Origin of the sequence: Desulfitispora alkaliphila, assembly GCF_050433185.1 — a bacterium.
In the GTDB taxonomy this organism is placed as follows: domain Bacteria; phylum Bacillota; class Desulfitisporia; order Desulfitisporales; family Desulfitisporaceae; genus Desulfitispora; species Desulfitispora alkaliphila.
The window spans coordinates 45,177-68,350 of the sequence record NZ_JBNPXS010000013.1 but is presented as its reverse complement, the minus strand read 5'-3'; the positions used below and the strand labels follow the sequence as shown (position 1 = coordinate 68,350).

The window sequence follows — 23,174 nt, the reverse complement described above, 5'->3', positions numbered from 1 at the left end:
CGTCACTTGAAAATTTCTCCACATTGGGGTGAAGTCCTTTTTTATGCTATTGAAAACCTTATATATCAAGGGTTAATTAATTTGCAAAAGTCTCAATTATATATCTATTACAACATTAGAAACTAAAATATAAAAATTAATTTTGTATAAAATGATTGTTAAACAGATAAGCACTACGGATATAGCTCTGCTGAGGAGCAACCTGAGTACCCTATAGGAATACCTTCTTAGCGGAACCTCGGTCTCAGTGAAGAAGGTATGGTGCACAAAGCCTCAGAATTTACCTAAGTGCACCCTTGCGCAAAAAATCCGGAACGTTATATGAAAGGTGGCATTATTGTTATTCTTTTGAGATTTGAGGTGAAAGAATGAGACTTGAGCTATTAGACAATGCTTTAGATTCAATGAAATTTGGATTAGGCTTTTGTAGAAATTTTTTAAGCCTCGAGCTGGACCGTGTCTTCAAATGTACCATAATAAACAATACACTCGTCTTGCCAATTTAGCTCTAGAAAAACCGGATCAAACTCGGGATGTAGAAAATTGTCAGTTGTATATAACCTTTGATAAAAAGCATTTAGAACGTTTGGATGATAGATTCCGGGATAAGCACCATTTCGTCCCATTAAAATATTAATACGTTTTCCAAAACAGCAAAGCTCAATATCATGTATTGTATTTCCGTAAGGGCACGAAGTCCTTTTATGGCCTGTTAGGCTCCCATGATGGGAAATGCAATAAAATGTGGCATTCTTTAAAAATGGTTCACATTCGGTTACATTGTTCCAACCTTCTTCTTCAATATCACCCGGAAAAATAATTGATTTTCCATTAAATGACACCTTGTAAATTACAGACGCATTGTTAACTTTGTTTTTTGGTACGATTTCAAAATTAGAGTATCTTCCCTTGGTAGGTTGAACCCTTAAAATAGTTTTGTTTGGGTAAATAATTTCAATGTTATTAGTTATCGAGGAAACTTTTGGCTCTACAAATGTAGCATTTAATGATACTAATTTAGAAAGAAGATTATTATAATACTTGCCTGGCCACGAATAATAGAAGTTTATCCAAATTTCTGAACCGTCCAAATAATTTTGATCAGCTAAGTACTCGATACCATTTATATGATCAAAATGTGGGTGAGTTATCAATAGCTTGTCTACTTTAAAATTATTAATTTTAAATTTATTCTTTATAAAATCAATACATTGGACTATATTTCGTCTATAATTAAATCTAGATGTAAAATCAAATTCAGAACAATCCACTATCCATATTTCATGTCCAGCATCTTTTTTTACAACAATGATACTGCAATTACCGTGACCAACGTTAACATGATATGAATATACTTGGCTTTCGCTCCAAATATCGTTCGCCTTTCCACGATCTTTATACTTCTTAATAAGATTTCCTCGATAGATATTATTTTTGTAAATCTCACTTTTTGCAATAGGATCACTATTGGCCCTTATAGGAACTCCTTCTGACTTAAATGAAATAAAGTTTCCTTCCATAAAATCCAACCGTGAACTGATTTTTGAAACATTATATAACTCAAATTTAGTTTTAGCATTAATAGTCTCTTTGCTAGTTTCTAATAATCTCAGCATATACTCATTTTGGTTTTCTATAATCTCCTCAACAAAATATATTTTTTTGTTCAAAAGGCTATCCCTCCGCACGTCATTTCGTATAACGTATTCGCACTCAAGATGTTTCTCAGTCTTAGATAGCTCTATCTTAGGCTGACACATATGCTTTGTCTTTAACTTTTAAAAAGTACTACTACCCTAAATAGCCAACGAACTTAAGTGCATTATTAGGTAACGTATCATACGTAATAAAATTATTATCCTTTTCAATAAACACGCTTATATAATTATGTTTTCGAACAAATACACCTTCTGTTGTAAGTATTTCGACTAAATACTAATAAATTTTTGAAGTTAAATGTCTAATTGCATTCGTAAATTTAACCTTATCGTAAACATCAAAATTTTTGTCAAGTTCTTATGCTCTAAGAAGATGTTTGGAGCTATTTAAAATGAAGTATTCTTTAATACTCTATTTTTTTCACAATATCAGTGTCCTCAAACAATTCGTAGAACTCATTTATGTAATCATGTTTCTGGAATTTCGAAAATCCAGCTGGTCTATGTGCACTAAATGTGAAGTCAATTCTTCTTTTAGCTCTTGATAGTGCAACAAAAAATGTACATCTATCCTCCTCTGGTTGTTTCCTGAAATTCCAAAAAGCTGAATCTTCTAATCCAACAAAAAAAATAGTATCATATTCAAGTCCTTTGCTTTTGTGAATTGTCATAACTTTGATTGAATTTTTTCCTTCAAAGTTATCAATCGCCTTAATCCAATCTTTGGTTTCCTCAAATTCAATCCATATCAATTTCTTAAAACTATTAACTAAATCATTAAAGTAATTTTTTGATTGATATTGCTGAAATCTAGATGCGAGTTTTTCATATGAAAAACCTTCAATTTTTGAATCAACTAAAACTGAAAACTGCTCTTCATCAGTAATATGTAAATTAGCACGAAGATCAGTAATCATTAATGCTATTTTATTAATGAGATCATTTATTATTAGGGGTTTAGAATCTTCATCTATTCCATATAGTTCACTTAAAACCTCGTAAAGATATTCCCAATCATCTGGACTTCTATCGTTTGCCGCTAATTTAAAAAGAGAAACTAAAATCTTTATAATATCTTCTTTCAATAAATCCTGATATAATGCTTCACTCCTTGCTTTAATATCGAGTTGAGAAAGTTTATTTATTATTTCTTGGCAATAGGTATCTACCTGTTGCTTTACTAATATACATATTTCATCCAGTTTTACACCTGTTTCGACTAACTTTACTATTTCTTCACTAAGCATGTCCGCTTCTTTCATATGATCATTAAAAACTCTTAAATACGCCTCACCATCATCTAAATCCCACTTGTCATTCATTTGTAAATTGATTTCATCCTCATTCAATCTTTTATACATTGCTTTTTGAATTTCTACAAGTCTTGGTGCAGAGCGATGATTCATAATTAATGTTCTCTTTTGACTTGAAAAATCACTTTGAAAATCTTCAAAAATTGATTTTCTAGCACCAGCCCATAACATAATTCTTTGTTTGCTGTCGCCTACAGCAGTAATTATTGTTGCTGTCTCAAGAAAACAAATCTTAACAAGTTCATATTGAATAGATGTGGTATCTTGAAACTCATCTAAAAACACATGACTGTAAGTCATTTGGATCGCTTTCTTAATGTATTTATTGGTTCTTATTAAATATTCGGCTAGTCGTGATATCATCTCAAAAGTTATTGAACTCTCAAAATTACTATCTTCATTACCTTTAAGTAATATATTCCAAGTATCTATAATAATCCTAGTATTTACATCTGTCTGTAAGGGCAATTTATTTGTCGTAAGTTTATCTCCATATGCTTTTTTAAATGCAGCTTGATTCCCTTCAAAATTCAATCCTGCTATGTCAAATGCTCTTCTGACATCACGATCCTTAGCTATCTTATAGTTTTTCAACGGTCTAAATGATTCATGTAAACTATTTCTAAACCTATCTACGATTTCTTTTGCAAAAGCATCATAAGTCTTTGATTCAAATCTTGAAGCTAATTCTTTACCACATCTCAATTCTACACGTTCTTTTAAATTTTTAGCAGCATCTTTTTTAAAACTAATTGCAATGATTTTTTTTGGATATATACATGAATTGGTTTCCAATAAAAAACAGGCTTTCTGAGCTAATAGTTCTGTTTTTCCAGCACCAGGACCAGCTACAACAAGTGTATTCTGATCATTAATAACTGTTTTCATCGCCTCGCCTTCTAGTTTCAAGCCATCTGAAGGACGCCAATCTTCCTTACTAATCCAGTTTATCTTCATCTTCTTCATCCCCTACATCATCACTCATCTTTTTAATGACACTATCAATAAACTCTTTTAGACAATCTGGAAAGCTTTTAAATTCCAGATCATCATTATTGGAAAATAGAGATAAATGAGTCGTTGGTTTACCTCTTCCTAAAAAGAAATATGAATACCAGATCATAAGCTCTTTCTCGTTTTCACTATAAGTTGTACCATGGCCTCCTTCTTGTTTTAAGGTGGCTCTAATATCGCTGTCTATTCTAGCTAGATAAGCAGTTTTTAATTCATTTTTAGTATCTTTATTAATTACAAGATTTTGTATTTTTCCGTGTCCGCTTATCCTCGGCCCTTCATCACTTGATAATAATGAAATATATATATCTTTAAAACTTTGTAACATTGCGAAATCTATATCTAATGGAGATGAAAAATACACATCATAATCCTTTAACATTTCTATCCATTCCGACATAATTTCAGTCTCAGTTACATCCCAAGTGTGCATCTTTTCAAATTTGTTATCTATTAGAATTCCTTCGCTTGTCTTAAGTAATAAGTTCTTATCAAAATTAATATCTATTAATTGTTGTATTACATATTTAATACGACCCCAACCACCTCCATCACGTTCTCTATCTAAATCGAGCAAGGTAATAAATGGAATTTCTAAATCATTTAATAAACGCCAAAAATGATTAACATGCCTGCCACCTAATGGCACTATTGAAATTTCTGATGAATCTACAGATGCTGCTTTCAATTCAATCATCTTCTTAATGATAATCTCTTCACTATCACCTTCGCCCAATACAACAAGTTTTGCAAAATAAAGGTCAGGATATGCTAATACAGCTTCTTTTACAAACTTGAATTGCTCTGATTCCTTTTCTTGATCTGGTAACATTAATGATTTCACTTTTGTGCATTCATGTTCCTTAGAGATTCTAAAATATCTTATATCTGTTGGTTGAATTCTTTTTACTATCGAAGGCGTATGTGATGTCAATAAGGTTTGGGAATTTTGTTTTGTAGAGATATTGTGTAATTTTTCAACTACTCTTCCTAAAAGATGAGGCGAAATGTGATTTTCAGGTTCTTCAACTGCAACAATCGTTAAAACTGGAGGCAATAATGTAAATGCACATTGTTCTTCACCATCATTAATAGATCTTAGAATTTCTTCTTCGATTTCTAATAATGTGTTTACAAGTGAAAGATAAAATAATGATCTTAAACCATCACCCAGTTCTTCAATCCGATATTCTCGTGGTGTTTCTGTAGGTGAAAAAGTCACCTCCACTTTCTTTAAAATCGTCTCTAAATCAGTACTATTGAAGTTTATCTTTGGATTAGAATATCTAAAATCTTTATGATAACCATTCCATTGATTCTCAAGTGATTTCTTTAAGGATTCAACTCCTTTTTCTTCTAAGAATACTTTCTCCGTTTCACCTGCTTTCGTCTTGATTTTTATTTTTGTTTGCTCTGACCAATTTATTCCATTAAGTAGTCTTGAAATTATTGTGCCTGAAACATTTTTCAACTGCTCATCTGGCTTTCTAATTGCAGGTACATAAATAACCTTTATCTGATCAAGATCATATCTTTTAATAGTATGTTTATCTTCTGGATTTATCTCTTCTGTTGTTGACGTTATGTAATATACATTTGAGTCAATACTGCCCTCAGGATTTGAACTTCTTTCCCAATTTGCCTCAAGTCTAATCCTTAAATATGGTTTACCATTTGTTTCACTAACAAGCATATTCTTAAAGAATACTGGTATTGATATATTATCATCATCAAGCTCTAATTCAGGAAACTCAAACTGTACTTCAATATATAGTTCATTCATCGAAACACTATCCGGCTCAATACTTGCAGGTATATGAAAATCAGATCTTTCAATAATTCTATCACTAGGCTTTTCTCCAAATAATTTAATAAGCGCACTTAATAAAGCGGTTTTTCCACTGCTATTATGACCTATAAATCCAGTTAATTCATTAATTTCAATAGTTGTTGGTTCTTTTCCGAAGCATCTATAGTTACTAACAATTATTCTTATCAATTTCATAATTATTTTCCTCCCAAAATTTAATTGTATCTCTGTAACCCTTCTAAATTTATATAAAATGTGCAACTTTCCATTATTGCAATAATCCGTATTTCAACAACCTGCTCATTATACTTCACTTAGTAGTTCGTATTTATAGCTATAACGAACTATTACTCTAGAGCCCTACTTATATTGATATGGCACCTAAATACAATATTGGCGAACTTTTAAAGAAGTCCGTAAATACGCCTTCAATGGCTGTGTTACCGAACTGTCTGTCTAATAAGAATATATTGGTATATTTGCAAACCTGATCAGTGAATATTTACTGTAATCTAACGTACACTTTTTAAACATAAAATAGGACTAATTGTTAAAATTCCCCTAAAAACCCCACTTCCCTCCTGACAGATTCTCTTATTTTTCGACATAGCAAAAACCTATATATTTTTTGACTTACACATAAGTTTGCCGCGGCACCTTTTCAAATTTTATTTATTGCGCCTCTTTAATCTCCATATGGACTTCGACTGGAGATGGGTTCCTTTATATTTAATAACTGCTCAATGAAATGATGGTAGGGGTAGGGTTGGGGAGTAATTATTTACCCGGGTACCGAGTCATTCGGTAAACCCGCCACCCCCACCCCTACTGGAAGCTACAGCATTCGCAGCAAAATCATGTATCCCGGAGGGGTATTTGGCTCTAGGTGGATGGAGTTTAAGCCTCAATATGGTATCCACGGAACTAATAACCCTGCATCCATAGGCACTAGGGCATCCCTTGGCTGTGTGCGTATGCACAACCGAGATGTGGAAGAGCTCTATTCAAAGGTAAGCTTTGGCACCACTGTAAACATCTATAACTCAGCGATTGATAACGAAAACCCCAGTTACGACAACCCTTCTCCTAGCGAAAACACTGAACAGAAGACTTATGTTATTAAGTCAGGGGATACCCTTTGGAAAATAGCTAAAACACATGGGGTGTCCATCTCCCAGCTTGCAGAAATAAATAACCTATCTGATCCCAATAGACTCCATATAGGACAAGAGCTTATTATCCCCTAAAACTAAAAGGAGTACCGACACCTAGTTATTCTAGGTATTATCACTAAACTTAGTAGTCTATCCGGTAGATTTCAAATGTTTGCCGTGTTATAATTAAATTCAGTCAACAAAAGACTATAAGAATGAATGGGGGAATTCAAATGTATCTAATTTCTATTGACGAAGAAAAATGTACTGGTTGTGGTGAGTGTGTTGATGTTTGCCCAGTTTCACACCTTGAAATGAAGGATGAAGTTGCAGTAACCAACGAACAAACAGAGTGCGTTGGCTGTGACAGTTGCGTTGAGACTTGCCCCGTAGAAGCTATAACTCTTACTGAATACTAGTCTTTTAATACTAATTTAAGGGGTGCATTAATTGCACCCTTTTTTAATGTCATTTTAGATAAATATAATCCCTGTTGGATAATAGTAACTCTGCATAAGAAGTTAATATCAATAGCTGGGTTCAGCAGGAATAGTTATTTACTCTTTTGCTATTGACCTTCCCCCTAATAATCCAATAAGTTACATTGTCATCGTAAGTGCCTTTCCTTGCAAGCTCTTCTTTGCAATTAGAACACAATAAACTTCCTTCGTGTTTTTCAAGGTCTACTTCAGATGCTATGATTCTGGGAACTTGCAACTTTATTAAGTTTCCCTTTCCCCCTTTTGCATATATCACCATGGGTGTTTTACAATTTCCACAAGAAATTTCAAGTGGAAAGGTGTTTCGTCTTTTTCTGTATTTAGGGTTTTTATATTTCACGCTATTACCCCCCACTGATATTTTTTATAATCTAGCAGTTTAGGTAGTTTAAAAACTTGTAATACACCGATTGAAATTAATACTTAAAATTATATCAAATTACTCATCTATATTACAATAATCCTAGCAATTTCAATACACTTCAGCAATTTAGCAGTTACATTTTTTTTTAATTATTGTATAATATAAGAATAACTACGTAAAAAGGCAAGGTGAGGATAAGACATGGGCACTGCTGATAAGTTGGTCAACAGGTACACTTTAAAAGAAGAAATCTTCAATAGCGTTACACACGGAATTGGCGCTTTGCTCAGTATCGCCGCTCTAGTAATTTTGGTGGCTTTCGCCAGTATCAGTGGGGATGTTTGGCGGATAGTTAGTTTTAGTATTTACGGCTTCACTTTATTTTTTCTCTATACTGCTTCAACCCTATACCACAGTGTCTTTCATGAAAAGACTAAACAAGTATTGCGAGTCTTAGATCATGCTTCCATCTACCTACTTATTGCAGGAAGCTATACACCGATTGCCCTTGTAGCAATGCAAGGCACTTGGGGTTGGGTAATATTCTGTGTGATTTGGACACTGGCATTAACAGGGGTTATTTTAAAAATAGTCAGTTTTGATAAAGCCAAACATATATCTACATTCTTATACCTAATAATGGGCTGGCTAATAGTTATTGCTATCAAACCTTTGTTGAGTACAGCCCCTCCAGGTTTATTAGGTTGGCTTTTGGCAGGTGGCTTAATTTATACGTCAGGTGTTATCTTTTATGTCAATAAAAAAATACCTTTTAACCACGCCATATGGCACTTATTTGTCTTAGGTGGGAGCACTGTGCATTACCTAGGTATTTTGTTTCATTTAGCTCTTTGAAAAATTAACCCTGTTAGGGGTTTTTTTATGCTTCAATAGTCCCATACATTCTCTAATATTTGTTCCCTGGTATGAACCATTTTAGGTTTACTAGCCAAATAAAATAACAACTCAAACTCTTTTGGGGTTAATAAGACCTCACTGTCATAAATTTTGACTTGACGAGTCAGTTTATTGATCACAAGCCCGGGAAACTCTATCAAATTATGATCCTTCCCAATTACATTTAAACTTCTCTTAAGCATTACTTTAACTCAATACACTAGCTCTCTAGGACTAAAAGGCTATAAATTTATCCTTTTTACAGATTATCTTCACAAAATATACAGATCTGTTCTCTATAATGTAACCATAAACTTCTTTAAGGGGGAATTAAATTATGAAAAAGAAAATCATTGGTTATGTAGGAACAGCGTTAATTGCATTAAGTGCAATAGGAGGAGTTGCTATCGCAGGGGGGCTAGATAACTCCTAAGATGCAGATGCAAATGCATCCTCATCTAAACCTTCAGTGGTTACTGAAACAAACTCACAAGCTAAGTCTTCTAACCAGATAAATGACACAAAAAATCTCGAAGCAATGGATGAAACGATGGATAATTTAACTGAAGAAGATTTTAATCGGATGACGGACATGATGAATGAAAATGGTTTTGACCAAATGAACGAAATGATGAAATCTTTTGGTTGGGAAAACATGCAAGAAATGCATAATAATATGATGAACAATGTAGATTGGGAAGATATGCAAAAAATGCACGAATCTATGCACAACGGGAAGGGTTCTGATGGTATGATGGGCTCTGGAGGAATGATGGGCTCTGGCGGTATGATGAGGTAGTCTACCAAGTTACCCAATCGCCTTTCAAAAACAATATAAAAAAAGACCTGTTACAGAAGCTAACTAAAACCATGGAGCACTAGTGCGCCCATAGTTTTTTAAAAATTAAATTTCAAATACTTTCCTGTTAATACTAACCGTTGGCAGCAAAAATTATGATTGCTACTTCCTGTCGGGTTAATGTTTTATTACCTATAACAAAAAAGAACCTAGTTAAAAACTAATTTCTTTCCAATAAATCCCTTTTGTGCTTATATTCTTCCTCATTAATTTCTCCTTTGGCAAACCTCTCCTGCAATATTTTCAAAGCATCATTAGTCTCGCTGTCTTTTTTTAAAAAACCAGATATCCCATAACCAACTAAAACAATAATGCCTATCATAAACGCCCACATAAGTATTGTTCCAAAACCCATTCCATAACCATAACCCCAGTGCATCATTCTTAACTTCCTCCTTTTTTGTACCAAATATTTAGCTTAACTAATTATAACTAAATATTGTGTAAGACTTGTTAAGGATATATAAATATTTAAAAAACTAACGCTTCCTAGCAATAATTTTTTTTAAAATATCACCGCGGGAGAGGTTATCTACCTGCTCTACTCGCAAATTAGCTTTTTCCAAATTTTCTACTGTACGACGATTGATATTTACACCCACTAATAATCTAGTTAAGGAATTTAAGAGATCCATAGTTTCCCCTAGCACTAAATTTTCACTTCTCACATGCTCTATTAATATGATTTTACCGCCTTGTTTACAGACCCGACCAAGCTCCTTAAAACCCAAAACAGGGTTAGGCACTGAACAGAATACGCAAGTGGCTACTATAGTGTCGAATGTATTATCATCAAAGGGAAGTTCTTGAACATCTGCTTCAAGTAACTCCACCTTAGAATTTAACTTATCTGCTTGTCTAGCTGCTTTTTTTAGCATCTCACTGCTAAAGTCAATGGCAGTAACATTAGCTCCACCTTGAGGATAGAATTCTATGTTTTTTCCAGTACCAACGCCAACTTCTAATATTTCTCCATTTGCTTCTTGCCATATCATTGAACGCCATTTAGAAAGCATCATCTTTTCCATAGGGTATTCTAACCAATTGTAAACTCTAGCAAATCTATCATACCTACTTCTAATCTTTTCAGTATGCTGGACATCCTTCAATTAGATATTGCCCCCTTAGTTAATTAATTCTATATTATCATCTCACTTCTATATTTATTTTAATCCTCCATCAGACTAAATATCTATTTCAACAGGATCCTCATCTGTTTCTATTGTCTTCCACTCATACTCTTCCACATCGGAATCCACTATTTTCTCTATAGGCACTTTCATGTACTTGCCATGTGCAGTTACAGCTACATCGCCATTTTTTAAAAGAATTTCCCCTTCACCCTCAAACAATCTACTGGAATCCTTAGTAATCCTTCCCACCACTCGCAGTTCTTCATTGTCCCTGAAATTCCCCCATGTAATCTCCCAGGATAACTTTGATGCTCCTCAAGAGGTTTAAATATTGCCACAATTTCATTGTTATCTAACTCATAAAAAGACGCCTTCAGACCAAAGTTATTATCATAACCACATACTATGCATTTTTTCCCTATGGGCTGTTTTTTCTCAACTTTATGCTTCATAATCATCCCTCCCTAAGACAAGTAATACACAAAGAGCGCTCTACCAAACCCAATAGGACTTGATGGAGCGCCTTTATTATTAATTATTCCTTTTTCTCGTAAGTGCTCTGCCCTCCACATTCAGGACATTTGCGAGGTTTACATCTTCCTTCTCTCTCATTTCCACATTCAGTACAAACAAATACTGCCATCCATACCCCTCCTTATTGATAACTATTACTGTTAATTCTTGTGTATATTTTACACTCTTCAGAGGGACTTGTCAACTACTTCATCTCAGCTATAGTTTCTGCCAGGACTTTAACCATTCTCTCATTGTCTTGTTCAAATCCTATGGTCAATCTTACAAAAGTAGGATTGCCAAAAATATCTCCAGATCTGATTATTACTCCTTTTTTCAACATCCGCTGGAATAATTCTTTAGAATCTACACCCGTATCCACAAAAATAAAGTTTGTCTCGGTTGAAATTGGGTTCAATCCTATTTTTTGCAGCTCCGCCATTAAGTATTCTTTGCCAGCTTCATTTAATTTAACACTTTTCTCAACATGCTCTTCACTTTGTAAGCTAGCAGTTGCCGCTGCCTGAGCTATGTTATTCACATTAAAGGGCTCCCGCACTCTATTGATAAAATCAATAATGTCTGGTCTAGCAATTGCGTAGCCTACTCTCAAAGCTGCAAGACTATACATTTTGGAGAAAGTTCTCAATACAATAATGTTTTTACCTTTTTTTACTTCTGCAACGGAATCAGGGTTTTCTTCGCTACTGACATACTCGAAATAAGCTTCATCCATAATCAAGATTACATGCTCAGGAAGCTTCTCTAAGAAATTACTTAATTCACTAGCAGTAATTAATGTACCTGTGGGATTATTAGGATTACAAATATATACTAGCTTTGTCTTGGGTCCTATAGCCGCTGCCATCTTGTCCAAGTCGTGCTTATATTCTTCTGTTAAAGGAACTTCCACTGCTTTAGCACCACTTATTATTGCCGCTGTTTTATATTCTGAAAAAGATGGGTCTGCCATTACTATTTCGTCACCTTGGCTTAAATATGCTTTAGATATAAGCTTGATGAGTTCATTTGAGCCATTACCAAGGGCTAACTGGTCCATCTCCACATTTAACTTTTCACATAATAGCTGCTTTAAGTAGTAGCAGTTACCATCTGGATACATGTTTGCCTGTTGAATAGCTTTTTGCATGGCCTCCTGAGCTCGTTGGCTGGGGCCATAGGGGTTTTCGTTTGATGCCATTTTAATCACATTACTTATTCCCAGCTCCCGCTCCACTTCTTCAATAGGCTTTCCTGGCTGGTACGGAGTCAACTCCATCAAGTTTTTTCTCGCTAAATCTTTTCCTTCCATACTACACTTCCTTTCTGGGTTATAAGGGTTTGAAACATGTTTTCATTAAACATAAAGTTATCCCAATTATATCATAAAAACTATACAATAAAAGGGTTTACTATTGCACAAAATAGTAATGTATACAATATAATTAATTCCTTTTCTATTGAAACAAGGGCCATTTATGCTATAATTTTTTTATACTGTAAAAATGCAATTGCATTATCCGGAAAAATAAGTATATTCATCATAAGGGAGGAAAGTTAATGTCTTACGTCAGTGAGTTGCTTGAGCAAGTTAAACAACGAAATGCCAATGAGTCTGAGTTCCACCAGGCTGTAGAAGAAGTATTGGAATCACTGGAAGTTGTTTTAGAAAAAAACCCCCAGTATATAGATGCTGGTATTATGGAGCGTCTAGTAGAGCCTGAAAGACAAGTAGTTTTTAGGGTGCCATGGGTGGATGATAATGGCAAAGTCCAAGTAAACCGAGGCTTTAGAGTACAGTATAACTCTAGTATTGGACCCTACAAAGGCGGTATCCGCTTTCACCCTTCGGTTAATCTGAGCATTATTAAATTCTTAGGATTTGAGCAAATCTTTAAAAATTCCTTAACAGGCCTGCCTATCGGTGGCGGCAAGGGTGGCTCTGACTTTGACCCAAAAGGTAGATCCGATAATGAAATTATGCGCTTTTGCCAAAGTTTTATGACTGAACTATATAGGCACTTAGGTGCAGACACTGATGTCCCCGCTGGAGATATTGGTGTAGGAGCAAGAGAAGTGGGCTACATGTACGGTCAATACAAGCGCATTAGAAACGTATACGAAGGAGTATTCACAGGGAAGGGCCTAACATATGGCGGTTCCCTTGTACGAAAAGAAGCTACAGGATACGGTCTTGTATATTTTGTTGAAGAAATGTTAAAAGCCAAAGGTGATTCCTTCAAAGGAAAGCGAGTAGTTATTTCCGGTTCTGGAAACGTGGCGATTTATGCGGCTAGAAAAGCGGAAGAACTTGGTGCTAAGGTAGTTGCCTTTTCTGACTCTAACTCATACATTTGCTGTGAAGATGGTGTTAACTGTGACATAGTACAACAGTTAAAAGAAGTAGAAAGACGACGTATTAGAGAGTACAAAGACCGAGATGCAAAAGCATCAGTACATGAAGGTTGCTCTGGTATTTGGTCAACTAAGTGTGATATTGCACTTCCATGTGCTACTCAAAATGAGTTGCAAAAAGAAGATGCCGAGATGTTAGTTAAAAATGGGGTTATAGCTGTAGCCGAAGGTGCAAACATGCCTTGTACTCCTGAAGCTGTTGAGGTTTTCCAGAAAAACAACGTACTATTTGGCCCCGGAAAAGCTGGTAACGCTGGTGGGGTTGCCACTTCAGCTCTTGAAATGGCTCAGAATAGCATGCGTTATTCTTGGACCTTTGAGGAAGTTGATGCCAAGCTACAACAGATCATGAAAGACATCTATCACAGTGCAGCAACAGCTGCAAAAGAGTACGGTAAGGAAGATGATTTAGTGACAGGAGCAAATATTGCAGGCTTCCTAAAAGTTGCAGAAGCTATGAAAGCTCAAGGAGCAGTATAAACGTAGAAAAACAACAAAAGCCAGCGCTTGCTGGCTTTTTTCTTTTTAAAAAGGGATATTAAATTTGTCAAAATACCAATCATCGGTTCTCTTCCTCTTTTTTAATAGCTCTTCTCTTTTCCCCCACACATTTGCCTTATCCAATTCAAATAAGTTGTTACTTAAAGTTCCTCTTTTGGCAACCTTATTCACTACCTGAAGTAGCCTTCTTCGATTAAAATGACAGATTGCCATCCATAACAAATTATAATCTATATCTTCGTATTTCACCTTATATGGATGTTTAGTACGAAATACATGCTCTACTCTGGTATCTGGTGTTACCAAAATCCTATATCCCAAAAGCCATAGTCGAATAGAAAACTCAATGTCTTCAAAGCCCCAGCTTAAAAAGTTATCCTCAAAGCCCCCGATTTTTTTGAAAATCTCCCTATCTACAGCTACGCATCCTCCTGGAGCCACTGGTACCTCTGTTATTTCTTTAGGCTGTGGTAGCCACGTAAAGGATAGATCTTTATCTAAGGTTACACCATACCCCACAACTTCCTCAGCCCCTACAGCACCAATCCCAGGTACCACTGCTGCAGCAGAATTTTCTTTTAAAGAGTTAACAAGTTTAGAAATCCAATCCTTATGACTAAACAACAGGTGCCCATCACAAAATATAAGAATACTTCCCTTAGCTGACCACGCCCCTTTGTTGCGAGCTCTGCTAGGACCTATACCTGGTGACTTCAACAAGTTAACCTCCCACGGAAACCTGTCTCTACCATCTCCATTTAAGAAATGGCAACTATCGTCAGTAGAGGCATCATCTACAACAATAACTTCTAAATCTCTGTCCTGATAAACCTCTGCCAAGGATATTAACATTTTCTCTAAGTGGGGACTCTCATTTTTGCATGGTATCACAATGGAAACAGTTGTTTTTTCCACACAAAATCCTCCTTTATACTGTTCTAGTATAAAGGAGTATGCTAAAAAGCGTTTCAAATGCCTCTAATATTAATGACTTGTAACTTTTTTATAGGTTTCTAAATAGTCTAGCCACTCTGAATAGACCTCTTTTTTCCTGCGCTGGCGTTCTTGATCGATTAAGTGGTTTAAAAAATCTAGCTCTTCCCGATTCATTTTTTCAATCTCTTTTCTAAACTTGCTAACTCTTTTTGTCTCATGTACAATTCTAACTGACATGTTATGTAAAGCACTCCTTTTGCCCGCGTTTTCCTAACAATTTTCAACAAAGCATAGCTAAAACCTCTTTGTAAAATGTGCCAACGAGCTACAGGAGTCCTTTATTAGCCATATTTATACATCACACCAAAGCCACCCCGTGGATTTTTCCACTCGATATTATCAAACAGGCAGCCATACCGACAGGTACCGCATTCAACACAGCCCTCATATGCCACCTTGATTTCATTATCTTCCCAATCGTAAACCTTAGCAGGGCAAATATAAGTGCACCACTTTTTTTCACATTTTTCCCTACAAACGTCCTCATCTTTTATTCTAATATGGGTTTGGTTATCCGGTTGAAACCTTATTAAGAATAACTTATCTTCAATTTTCATCCCATCACCCTCCAAGCTCTGAAAAGATCCTTTGAAATATTATATAGAGATCGCTCTTTTTTTACTTTTCTTATTATCTTCTGCTGTTTCTCCCGCTTTGGAGTACTATCTACTGTTGTCAGCTCTTTAGCAGCATAATTTAACAGCCCTGGATAACTAGTAAAAAAGTGTGGATTTGCTTCAAAAAAGCTCCCTGCATGTCTGTACTTTTTAAGGTCTTTTAAAACAAAACTGTCTTCTAATTTCTTTTTGTATTTTGAGAGTACTTTTACTGAATAATCCTCCTGCTCCTTAGCTTCAATCACTGTTTCCGCAGCAAACCTACCTGAAGTCATGGCAAGATTTGAGCCCTCCCTATGGAAACCATTACAGAGCATGGCAGCGTCCCCTACTATCATCAAGCCATCTGCATATAGTTTGGGTACATAGTCGTAGCCACCCTCTGGTATTAGGTGCGCTAGATACTCCTTAATCTCACCGCCCTGGAGTAGTGGTTTTACCATGGGATGCTTCTTCATGTGTTCCAACAGCTGGTAAGGGGCTATGCCGTTTTCCGCAACTTGTGAAAGAATTGCCCCTACTCCAACTGAAAGGGAATCCTTATTAGTGTATATGAATCCTGTTCCTAACATGCCTAAAGTATTGTTTCCCACTAGTTCTATCGTGGCACCCTGGTCTCCCTCTATATTAAATCTATCCTCAATTACCCCCTTTGGCAAAGCAATATTTTCTTTAACTGCTACAGCAATCTTATCTGTAGCTATATGCTTCTGTAATCCAGCCTTTTGGGTTAATAGTGAATTTACACCCTCCGCACAGATAACCACATCAGCGTGAAGGTCTCCTTGATCTCTCCCCGTCCTAACTCCAATTACCTTGTCCCCATCATATAAGAATTCCTCTACTACAGTTTCTGTAATCAGGAGAGCGCCTGCTTCCACAGCTCTATCCGCAAGCCATCGATCAAATCTACCCCTAATCACAGTAAAGTTATTATATGGCTCTTCTCCATAATTCTGAGTCTTATACCCCATAGTTACAGCAGAATCCTCATCCAACACCCACACCCTTTGTTCAACTAAGTGCCTTTCTAGGGGAACATCATCTGCCTTCCAAAACTCAGGAAACAATTCTTCTGTAGGTTGTCTGTAAAGAACTCCGCCCATAACATTTTTAGCTCCTGGATGATCTCCCCGTTCAATCATAACCACATTAAGACCGGCCTTAGCCATTGTATATGCTGCTGCTATTCCAGCTGGCCCAGCCCCAACCACAATAGAGTCAAATTTTTCAGTCATAAAAGCCACCTCCTATATCCGTTTTTTAAATTCCTCAGTTATAGCTGGTACTACTTCACTTAAGTCCCCTACTATGCCATAAGTGGCAACCTTAAATATCTCCGCATCAGGGTCTTTGTTCACCGCTACAATAATATCTGATGACTGCATTCCAACTAAATGCTGAATCGCTCCTGAGATGCCCAGGGCAAAGTATACTTTGGGCCTAACAGTAACTCCTGTTTGTCCCACTTGATGCTCCACAGAAATCCAGCCAGCATCTACAGCGGCCCTTGAAGCTCCCAGCGTCCCACCTAATGTGTTTGCTAAATCTTGAAGGAGTTCCATATTTTCTTTTTTCCCTACTCCTCTTCCCCCAGCTACAATTATTTCAGCTTTGTCCAAGTAGACTCCGCTTCCTCTTTCTTTTACCACCTCTACTACCCGGGTTAATATGTCCTCTTCTTTTAAATCTAGGTTTTCCTGAATTATATCACCACTTCTAGACTCATCCGGTTTAGGCATCTCAAATACTCTAGGCCGCACTGTAGCCATTTGAGGCCTGTGATGGCGACATAAAATAGTTGCCATAATATTGCCCCCAAAGGCAGGTCGCGATTGAAGGAGATATCTAGATTCATCCTCCACGTCCAATACAGTACAGTCTGCTGTAAGCCCTGTCTCTACTACTGTGGCAACAGACCCTGCTAAATCCCTCCCTAAGCTTGTAGCTCCTATAAGGAAAATTTCAGGATTGTATTTATTCACTAGGCTTACTACTCCATGAGTGTATGCCTGGTTACGGTAATCTTTTAACACCGAATCTTCAATAAAGTACACCTTATCTGCCCCATAGTGAAAAGCCTGTTGAGCAATCCCCTGCACATCTTCCCCCAAAACAATTGCCGCTACTTCAGTACGTAATTTATCTGCTAGTCTTCTGGCTTCACCCATTAGCTCCCAAGAAACAGGGGCCACTTCCCCCCTATTGTGTTCAACAAAAACCCAAATACCCTTATAGCGCTCCAACTCTTTATGTATTTCATGAGCTTTTTCTTTCTGAATCTCTACTTTCTCTGCTTCCTTCTGTGACATTTCCTTTGGTGGCTTGTCCACTTCCAGGGCCTCAGTAGGGCAAACTTCTTCACATGCGCCACAATCTGTACAGCGTTCTCCGTCTGCATCAACTATTCCGTCTTTAAGGGTAAGTACATCAAAGGGACATGCCTCCAAGCAGAGACCACAGCCAATACATTTTTCTTTGTATATTTTTACTACCAATCTAAGCACCTCCTCACAACTAATCTATCTATCTGCTATTATCTTGGTTTTTAGCAATTTATTTACTAATTTAGACGCTACTTCTTGGATATCACTTTCACTATTCCCCAGTATCTCTCCTTGCTCAGGCTCAGGTGGCGGAAATATTTTGCGCACTGTGGTTGGAGATCCCTTTAAGCCAATCTTCTCTCCGTCAATCTCCAAATCATCGCTGGTCCAACGCTTAGGCTTGTACCTTGCCGATTTAATTAAATTTGGTAAGCTAGAATAGCTGAGCTCGTTAATATCTTTTAATACCGTTAACAATGCTGGCATCTTTGCTGCAACCACTTCTTGACTGCCTTCTAATTTACGAGCAACTGTTATTTCTTCCTCCTCTAGGTTTACACCCTTAATTTCCATGACATAGGTCAGTTGAGGAATCCCCAAACGCACTGCGATTCCAGGCCCAACTTGGGCTGTATCACCATCAATAGCCTGCTTGCCGCATATAATCAAGTCTATAGGTTCTTTTTCTTGTATTTTTTTTATGGCTTGAGTGATCACATAACTAGTAGCCAGTGTATCTGAACCAGCAAATGACCGATCAGTAATTAAGATAGCTTCGTCAGAACCAAAAGCAATGGCTCGCCGCAGAGCTTCTTCTGCCTGAGGCGGACCTAAACTGATTATTGTTACTTTTCCTCCATATTTGTCCCTTAACCGGACTGCCTCTTCTACCCCGTGGATATCGTAAGGGTTAACAATAGATGGAACTCCCTCGCGCACTAGAGTATTTGTCTTTGGATCTACTCTAACTTCTGTTGTATCAGGTACTTGCTTTATACAAACCACAATATGCACTTATTAATCACTCCAGTCTAACCAGTATTTTTTTTAGTTTAAGGACTTTTACTAGTTTTTATTCAATGAATAAAAACAGAGCTGACGTGAAAACACGTTCAGCTCTGTTCGATTCACTTCTTAACCTTTGCCGTTTATCCTAGGGACACATATTTGCTGACCTATATCAATACGATCAGGGTGCGTTATGTCTGGATTAGCGGCTAATATGGCATCTACAGTAGTACCAAACCGTTGGGCTATCTTGAACAGCGTATCTCCCTTTTGCACCACATAAATAGTAAAGCTAGGCGGACATACTGTAGGCTTTGGCGTTGGAGTTGGTTTTGGTGTAGGCGTTGGAGTTGGTTTTGGTGTTACTGGGAGAACTACATCTGTAACAATCTCCAGTTGTACGCTCTCTGTAACCTTCACGAAAATTGCAACTACTGCTGTTTGCCTTTTAAAATTATCCGGCTTACCTGGAATTGGATCATAGGCTATATACTCTACCTCTGGATAAATTTGCAGGTTTAATCCGGGCATAGCTCCTGGGATATCCACAAATGTAGTAAATTGTTCTACTACGCTTTGCTCAAATATAGCATCATCTGTTTTCCGAACATAGTAGATTTGCTTTTTCAGAACCCCTTCGACTATCACCTTATCCTTTATAATAGTAGTATCTCTACGCTTAATTTCTATAGTAGCATCTGTTTCGATAATCTTCTTAACAGGGTGGTCAAACTCAATGTCTTCAGTAATTGTAGTCTGTCTCTGTGCTTCACCAACTACTGATTCAACTTTAAGTAAATCTCTAAATACCTCAACGTCAGGACCAATTACATCGGTTACTACTTCAATCTGCAGCTCTTCTGTTACCTTTACAAATACAGCTAAAATAGCTGTTTGCCTTGCTCCAGCAAAACCTTCTTTAGGCGAACCATTTCTCAGATCATGGGCTATATGCTCAATATCTATATACACCTGAGCATTCATACCCGGCCTAGCACCTGGTACGTCAACGTGTGCTGTAAATCGTTCATCTACCCCAAATTCAAATAACCTGTTAGTATTTTGCTCTACATAGAAGATTTGCTTGTGCAGATTACCCTCCACGATTACTTTGTCATTGACAATTGTCGTCTCTACATCTTCTACTCTAGCTGTTACGTCTTTAATCTTTTTTGCCGTTCTAGGGAATTGTATGTCTTTTACCAAGGCAACTTGCTCTTCATCTTCGCCAATTACACTTTGCACCTTTAATAGTTCCCGAACAATATCAAGTTCAACATCTTTTGGCGGAATTACGTCTGTAATAACTTCTAGTTGTACTGTCTCAGTAACCTTAACAAACACCTCAATTACTACAGTCTGTCTCCACACATCAATCACAGGTGATGGTGTTGGTGTTGGCGTTGGCGTTGGTGTTGGTGTTGGTGTAGGTGGCTTAGTTGGTGGATGAGACGGCTTCCAAAACTCAGGTTTTTCTGATCCGCGATGATGTTTATGCTTTATTGGATCGTGTCCAATAAACTCAATTCTCACATCTTCCTGAGTATTCATTCCAGGCCTAGCTCCAGGAATATCTACGTGAGCTACAAATTTTTCTTCAACCGTCTTCTCAAATACTTTATTAGTTTCCTCTTCCACATAAAATATTTGCTTATGAATGGTTCCTTCAACTATTACCTTATCCCTTATCACTTCAGTGCTGACATCCCTAATGTCTGCAACCACATCCCATATCTTTTTTACATCTCGATCAAACTGCACATCATTGACAACTGACACCTGTGTGGCTTTTTCGCCGATAACATTTTCTACTTTTAATAACTTCCTCACAATGTCTAAATCATGATTAACCATGCAGACTAACCTCCTTTCATGTTATTCAATAAATTATATGCTGCAAACTTATATATGTGTCTCCCTCCTTCCAAAATTTATATCTATATACACTTTATTCTATGTGTAAATAACTTTTATGTGATTACTTGGCTTCTTATATATCTACTCCTGAAAATAGTTGTCTTAGTACTATGCGAGAAAAAAAATTAAAAGTTCTCGATCATAATTTTTACTTTACACGAACACTATTTATGCATACCTCATAATATGATATTGAGATTTAGGATATTAAATCCAAAAAATTTATTTGAGGAGGTATAAGAAAATATGAGTGATGATGTTAAATATGATGGCTTCAAGCCACCACGCCCACCACGTCCAACACCTACTCCTACACCTACTCCTACACCGCCTGTGACACCAGGGCCGTGTCCAATAGTTGACGGTGTACCGGTATGCCCTCCACCTGTTGAAATTGACATTATAAAGGTTAAAAAGGTGTTTGAAGAGGCAAAAAATGTTCAGGTTGAAGAAGTACCACTTGAATTTGAAGTGGAAGACTTTGTTCCATGCACTCTAGAAGCAGAATGCGTATCTGTAAGAGTTATTGAACAAGAAAGTGTAATATTAAAGAGTGGCATAATAAGGGTAACTGCTACTCTAGAGGTTACAGTCAGACTAAATGGCATGTTGGAGACTGAGCAATTCGAAATCGAAAAGAGGTTTAGGTTAAATCGATCTGGTGAAGAAGGATTAGACATTCAGAGCCATATCTACCCAGAATGTCTTAAAGCAGTTATTACTGATGAAGAAGTAGACGAAGATGAGTCTGTGGTAACAGTTATCGCCTGCGTGGGCATCATGATTGTACTTAAGTTAGAAGCTGAGGTGCAACTCATGGTTCCAGTGTACGGCTATCCACCGCAGCCACCTCGCATCGAGCCGCTTCCAGATAATGGTGTGTGTCCTCCCGACTTCGAACCCGTGTGGCCTCCTTACCCACCTCAAACCAGAGGGGGAAATGGTAAAAACAATGGCGGAAATGGCGGATGTTCTGGCTGCTAAAGAATTAGAAAGAGAGGCTTTGAGATTTTCTCAAGGCCTCTTTTTTTACCAAAGGATGTGACAATTTAATGAAAGAGGTAAATTCAAAGGCTCGTATTAACAGTCCGGTAATCGGAGTACTCGTTCGTAAAAGTAAAATTATAAAATTTAAAAACCAAGCCCCCGATATTACTCTAGAGAGGTTAAACAGAGCTAACAAAGAAGTTAAAACAACTCTTTATTTTTTTTCAATCCAAGATGTTGATTTACAAAAGAAAAAAATATCCGGAGTCTATTATGATGAAAGCAAAAAGTTATGGGTAAATAAAAAATTTCCTTATCCTGATATTGTATACCGAAGGGGGTATGTAGCTAAACCCAAGTGGGGTATACTGTATGAGTTTGAAAAACAGCAAAAGAAATTGAATATACCTACACTAAATTATAAGTACGGCTTTAATAAGTGGCATGTATACCAAAATCTAAAGCAGCATAGCCAGTTCTTACCCCACCTCCCTCATACTGTTTTATATAATACACCTGACGATTTAAAAAACATGTTTAATATCTCAAAAAAACTTTATTTAAAAGCTTGTAGTGGTGGCCGTGGAAGACAGGTTATGCGGGCTCTGCAGCTTCCCGATGGAGGTTACCAGGTTAGTTATTTCACTGATGGTCTATATACTTATAAATCAAAAAGCTTTCATGGCCTTTTGCAGAAAATCCACACTTTTTTTGCAGGGAGAAAGTTTATAGTCCAAAATGCAATTGATTTAATTACCGTTAATAATAGTATCGTAGACATGAGGGCTGAAGTGCAAAGAGACGGCAATGGAGAAATAACAATTGCAGCAATCCCTATTCGCCTTAGTAATGAAAACTCTCCTATTACCGCTCACGCCTCAAGCTATACTTTTGAACATTTCTTTGAAAACTTTATGCAGTATTCTAAGGAAGAAATTCTAACTTTGAAAGACAGAGTAAATAATTTTTTAAAGCTAGCCTATGAATGTATCGAAAAATCCTATGGGCCAAGTGGGGAAATTGGGATAGATATAGGCATGGACAAAAATAGCCACCTATGGTTTATTGAGTGTAACTCTCGCTCTTTAAAGGTGTCCATGTTTAATGCATACGACGAGAGTACAATCGGCAATTCATTTAGAAATCTGTTAGAGTATGCTGAGTTTTTGCATAGTAATAAACAAAGGTAGC

Annotated in this window: 23 protein-coding genes and 1 pseudogene; 7 read left to right on the top strand and 17 right to left on the bottom strand. The window is 36.7% G+C overall.

The window, feature by feature from the left end:
- Positions 1–437 precede the first annotated feature (437 nt).
- The 3 genes from GGQ84_RS06720 to GGQ84_RS06710 all read right to left on the bottom strand — a co-directional run bounded on the left by GGQ84_RS06720 (position 438) and on the right by GGQ84_RS06710 (position 5,990).
- Complete coding sequence (locus GGQ84_RS06720) at positions 438–1,670, bottom strand: MBL fold metallo-hydrolase (RefSeq protein WP_429160880.1); 1,233 nt, start codon at positions 1,668–1,670, stop codon at positions 438–440.
- Positions 1,671–2,062: 392 nt separating this feature from the next.
- Positions 2,063–3,928 carry a UvrD-helicase domain-containing protein gene (locus GGQ84_RS06715; RefSeq protein ID WP_429160878.1) on the bottom strand — a complete coding sequence of 622 codons (1,866 nt, stop codon included), beginning with the start codon at positions 3,926–3,928 and terminating at the stop codon, positions 2,063–2,065.
- Positions 3,909–5,990: an ATP-dependent nuclease gene (locus tag GGQ84_RS06710; protein WP_429160876.1), complete on the bottom strand. Its 2,082-nt coding sequence runs from the start codon at positions 5,988–5,990 to the stop codon at positions 3,909–3,911. The genes GGQ84_RS06715 and GGQ84_RS06710 overlap by 20 nt, the downstream gene beginning before the upstream one ends.
- Before the next feature lie 581 nt (positions 5,991–6,571).
- Between GGQ84_RS06710 and GGQ84_RS06705 the strand changes: the two genes are divergently transcribed.
- Entirely contained in the window at positions 6,572–7,042 is a 471-nt protein-coding gene (locus GGQ84_RS06705) for a LysM peptidoglycan-binding domain-containing protein (protein WP_429160886.1), read from the top strand.
- Between the two features lie 140 nt (positions 7,043–7,182).
- Positions 7,183–7,368 carry a ferredoxin family protein gene (locus GGQ84_RS06700; RefSeq protein ID WP_429160873.1) on the top strand — a complete coding sequence of 62 codons (186 nt, stop codon included), beginning with the start codon at positions 7,183–7,185 and terminating at the stop codon, positions 7,366–7,368.
- A 121-nt stretch (positions 7,369–7,489) separates the two neighbouring features.
- Here the strand turns inward: GGQ84_RS06700 and GGQ84_RS06695 are convergent, their stop codons facing one another.
- Positions 7,490–7,789: a hypothetical protein gene (locus tag GGQ84_RS06695; protein WP_429160871.1), complete on the bottom strand. Its 300-nt coding sequence runs from the start codon at positions 7,787–7,789 to the stop codon at positions 7,490–7,492.
- 225 nt (positions 7,790–8,014) lie between these two features.
- On the opposite strand from GGQ84_RS06695, the gene trhA reads away from it, so the two are divergent.
- Positions 8,015–8,668: a PAQR family membrane homeostasis protein TrhA gene (trhA, locus tag GGQ84_RS06690; RefSeq protein WP_429160868.1), complete on the top strand. Its 654-nt coding sequence runs from the start codon at positions 8,015–8,017 to the stop codon at positions 8,666–8,668.
- Between the two features lie 32 nt (positions 8,669–8,700).
- Here the strand turns inward: trhA and GGQ84_RS06685 are convergent, their stop codons facing one another.
- Complete coding sequence (locus GGQ84_RS06685; protein WP_429160866.1) at positions 8,701–8,913, bottom strand: winged helix-turn-helix domain-containing protein; 213 nt, start codon at positions 8,911–8,913, stop codon at positions 8,701–8,703.
- 266 nt (positions 8,914–9,179) lie between these two features.
- Here GGQ84_RS06685 and GGQ84_RS06680 point away from each other — a divergent pair, with 266 nt between their 5' ends.
- A complete protein-coding gene (locus GGQ84_RS06680; RefSeq protein ID WP_429160863.1) occupies positions 9,180–9,509 on the top strand; it encodes a hypothetical protein in 330 nt (109 codons plus the stop codon).
- 220 nt (positions 9,510–9,729) lie between these two features.
- On the opposite strand, the gene GGQ84_RS06675 is transcribed toward GGQ84_RS06680, so the two are convergent.
- The 5 genes and pseudogenes from GGQ84_RS06675 to hisC form a co-directional block, all read right to left on the bottom strand.
- Positions 9,730–9,951: an SHOCT domain-containing protein gene (locus GGQ84_RS06675; protein WP_429160860.1), complete on the bottom strand. Its 222-nt coding sequence runs from the start codon at positions 9,949–9,951 to the stop codon at positions 9,730–9,732.
- Between the two features lie 97 nt (positions 9,952–10,048).
- Positions 10,049–10,678, bottom strand: a complete 630-nt coding sequence (locus GGQ84_RS06670) for a class I SAM-dependent methyltransferase (RefSeq protein ID WP_429160857.1) — start codon at positions 10,676–10,678, stop codon at positions 10,049–10,051.
- A 75-nt stretch (positions 10,679–10,753) separates the two neighbouring features.
- Positions 10,754–11,154, bottom strand: a pseudogene (locus tag GGQ84_RS06665) (PaaI family thioesterase).
- An 83-nt stretch (positions 11,155–11,237) separates the two neighbouring features.
- Positions 11,238–11,345 (bottom strand): RCKP-type rubredoxin-like domain-containing protein, encoded by a 108-nt coding sequence (locus GGQ84_RS06660; protein ID WP_429160855.1) that lies wholly within the window; start codon positions 11,343–11,345, stop codon positions 11,238–11,240.
- A gap of 75 nt (positions 11,346–11,420) precedes the next feature.
- Entirely contained in the window at positions 11,421–12,527 is a 1,107-nt protein-coding gene (hisC, locus tag GGQ84_RS06655) for a histidinol-phosphate transaminase (RefSeq protein ID WP_429160853.1), read from the bottom strand.
- Between the two features lie 248 nt (positions 12,528–12,775).
- On the opposite strand from hisC, the gene gdhA reads away from it, so the two are divergent.
- Complete coding sequence (gene gdhA, locus GGQ84_RS06650) at positions 12,776–14,110, top strand: NADP-specific glutamate dehydrogenase (protein WP_429160851.1); 1,335 nt, start codon at positions 12,776–12,778, stop codon at positions 14,108–14,110.
- Between the two features lie 45 nt (positions 14,111–14,155).
- Here the strand turns inward: gdhA and GGQ84_RS06645 are convergent, their stop codons facing one another.
- From GGQ84_RS06645 to GGQ84_RS06615, 7 genes are all read right to left on the bottom strand, one after another.
- Entirely contained in the window at positions 14,156–15,046 is an 891-nt protein-coding gene (locus GGQ84_RS06645) for a glycosyltransferase family 2 protein (protein WP_429160850.1), read from the bottom strand.
- A 69-nt stretch (positions 15,047–15,115) separates the two neighbouring features.
- Positions 15,116–15,304, bottom strand: a complete 189-nt coding sequence (locus tag GGQ84_RS06640; RefSeq protein WP_429160847.1) for a hypothetical protein — start codon at positions 15,302–15,304, stop codon at positions 15,116–15,118.
- Positions 15,305–15,408: 104 nt separating this feature from the next.
- Positions 15,409–15,684, bottom strand: coding sequence for a ferredoxin family protein (locus tag GGQ84_RS06635; RefSeq protein ID WP_429160845.1), 276 nt, complete (start codon positions 15,682–15,684; stop codon positions 15,409–15,411).
- A complete protein-coding gene (locus GGQ84_RS06630) occupies positions 15,681–16,982 on the bottom strand; it encodes an FAD-dependent oxidoreductase (protein WP_429160842.1) in 1,302 nt (433 codons plus the stop codon). The genes GGQ84_RS06635 and GGQ84_RS06630 overlap by 4 nt, the downstream gene beginning before the upstream one ends.
- A gap of 12 nt (positions 16,983–16,994) precedes the next feature.
- Positions 16,995–18,242: an FAD-binding protein gene (locus tag GGQ84_RS06625; protein ID WP_429160839.1), complete on the bottom strand. Its 1,248-nt coding sequence runs from the start codon at positions 18,240–18,242 to the stop codon at positions 16,995–16,997.
- A 24-nt stretch (positions 18,243–18,266) separates the two neighbouring features.
- Positions 18,267–19,085 carry an electron transfer flavoprotein subunit beta/FixA family protein gene (locus GGQ84_RS06620; protein WP_429160836.1) on the bottom strand — a complete coding sequence of 273 codons (819 nt, stop codon included), beginning with the start codon at positions 19,083–19,085 and terminating at the stop codon, positions 18,267–18,269.
- A 120-nt stretch (positions 19,086–19,205) separates the two neighbouring features.
- A complete protein-coding gene (locus GGQ84_RS06615; RefSeq protein ID WP_429160833.1) occupies positions 19,206–20,933 on the bottom strand; it encodes a DUF3794 and LysM peptidoglycan-binding domain-containing protein in 1,728 nt (575 codons plus the stop codon).
- Between the two features lie 309 nt (positions 20,934–21,242).
- Between GGQ84_RS06615 and GGQ84_RS06610 the strand changes: the two genes are divergently transcribed.
- Together GGQ84_RS06610 and GGQ84_RS06605 are read left to right on the top strand one after the other, a co-directional pair.
- Positions 21,243–21,980, top strand: a complete 738-nt coding sequence (locus GGQ84_RS06610; RefSeq protein ID WP_429160832.1) for a hypothetical protein — start codon at positions 21,243–21,245, stop codon at positions 21,978–21,980.
- A 68-nt stretch (positions 21,981–22,048) separates the two neighbouring features.
- Complete coding sequence (locus tag GGQ84_RS06605) at positions 22,049–23,173, top strand: YheC/YheD family endospore coat-associated protein (protein ID WP_429160830.1); 1,125 nt, start codon at positions 22,049–22,051, stop codon at positions 23,171–23,173.
- Position 23,174: the final 1 nt, after the last annotated feature.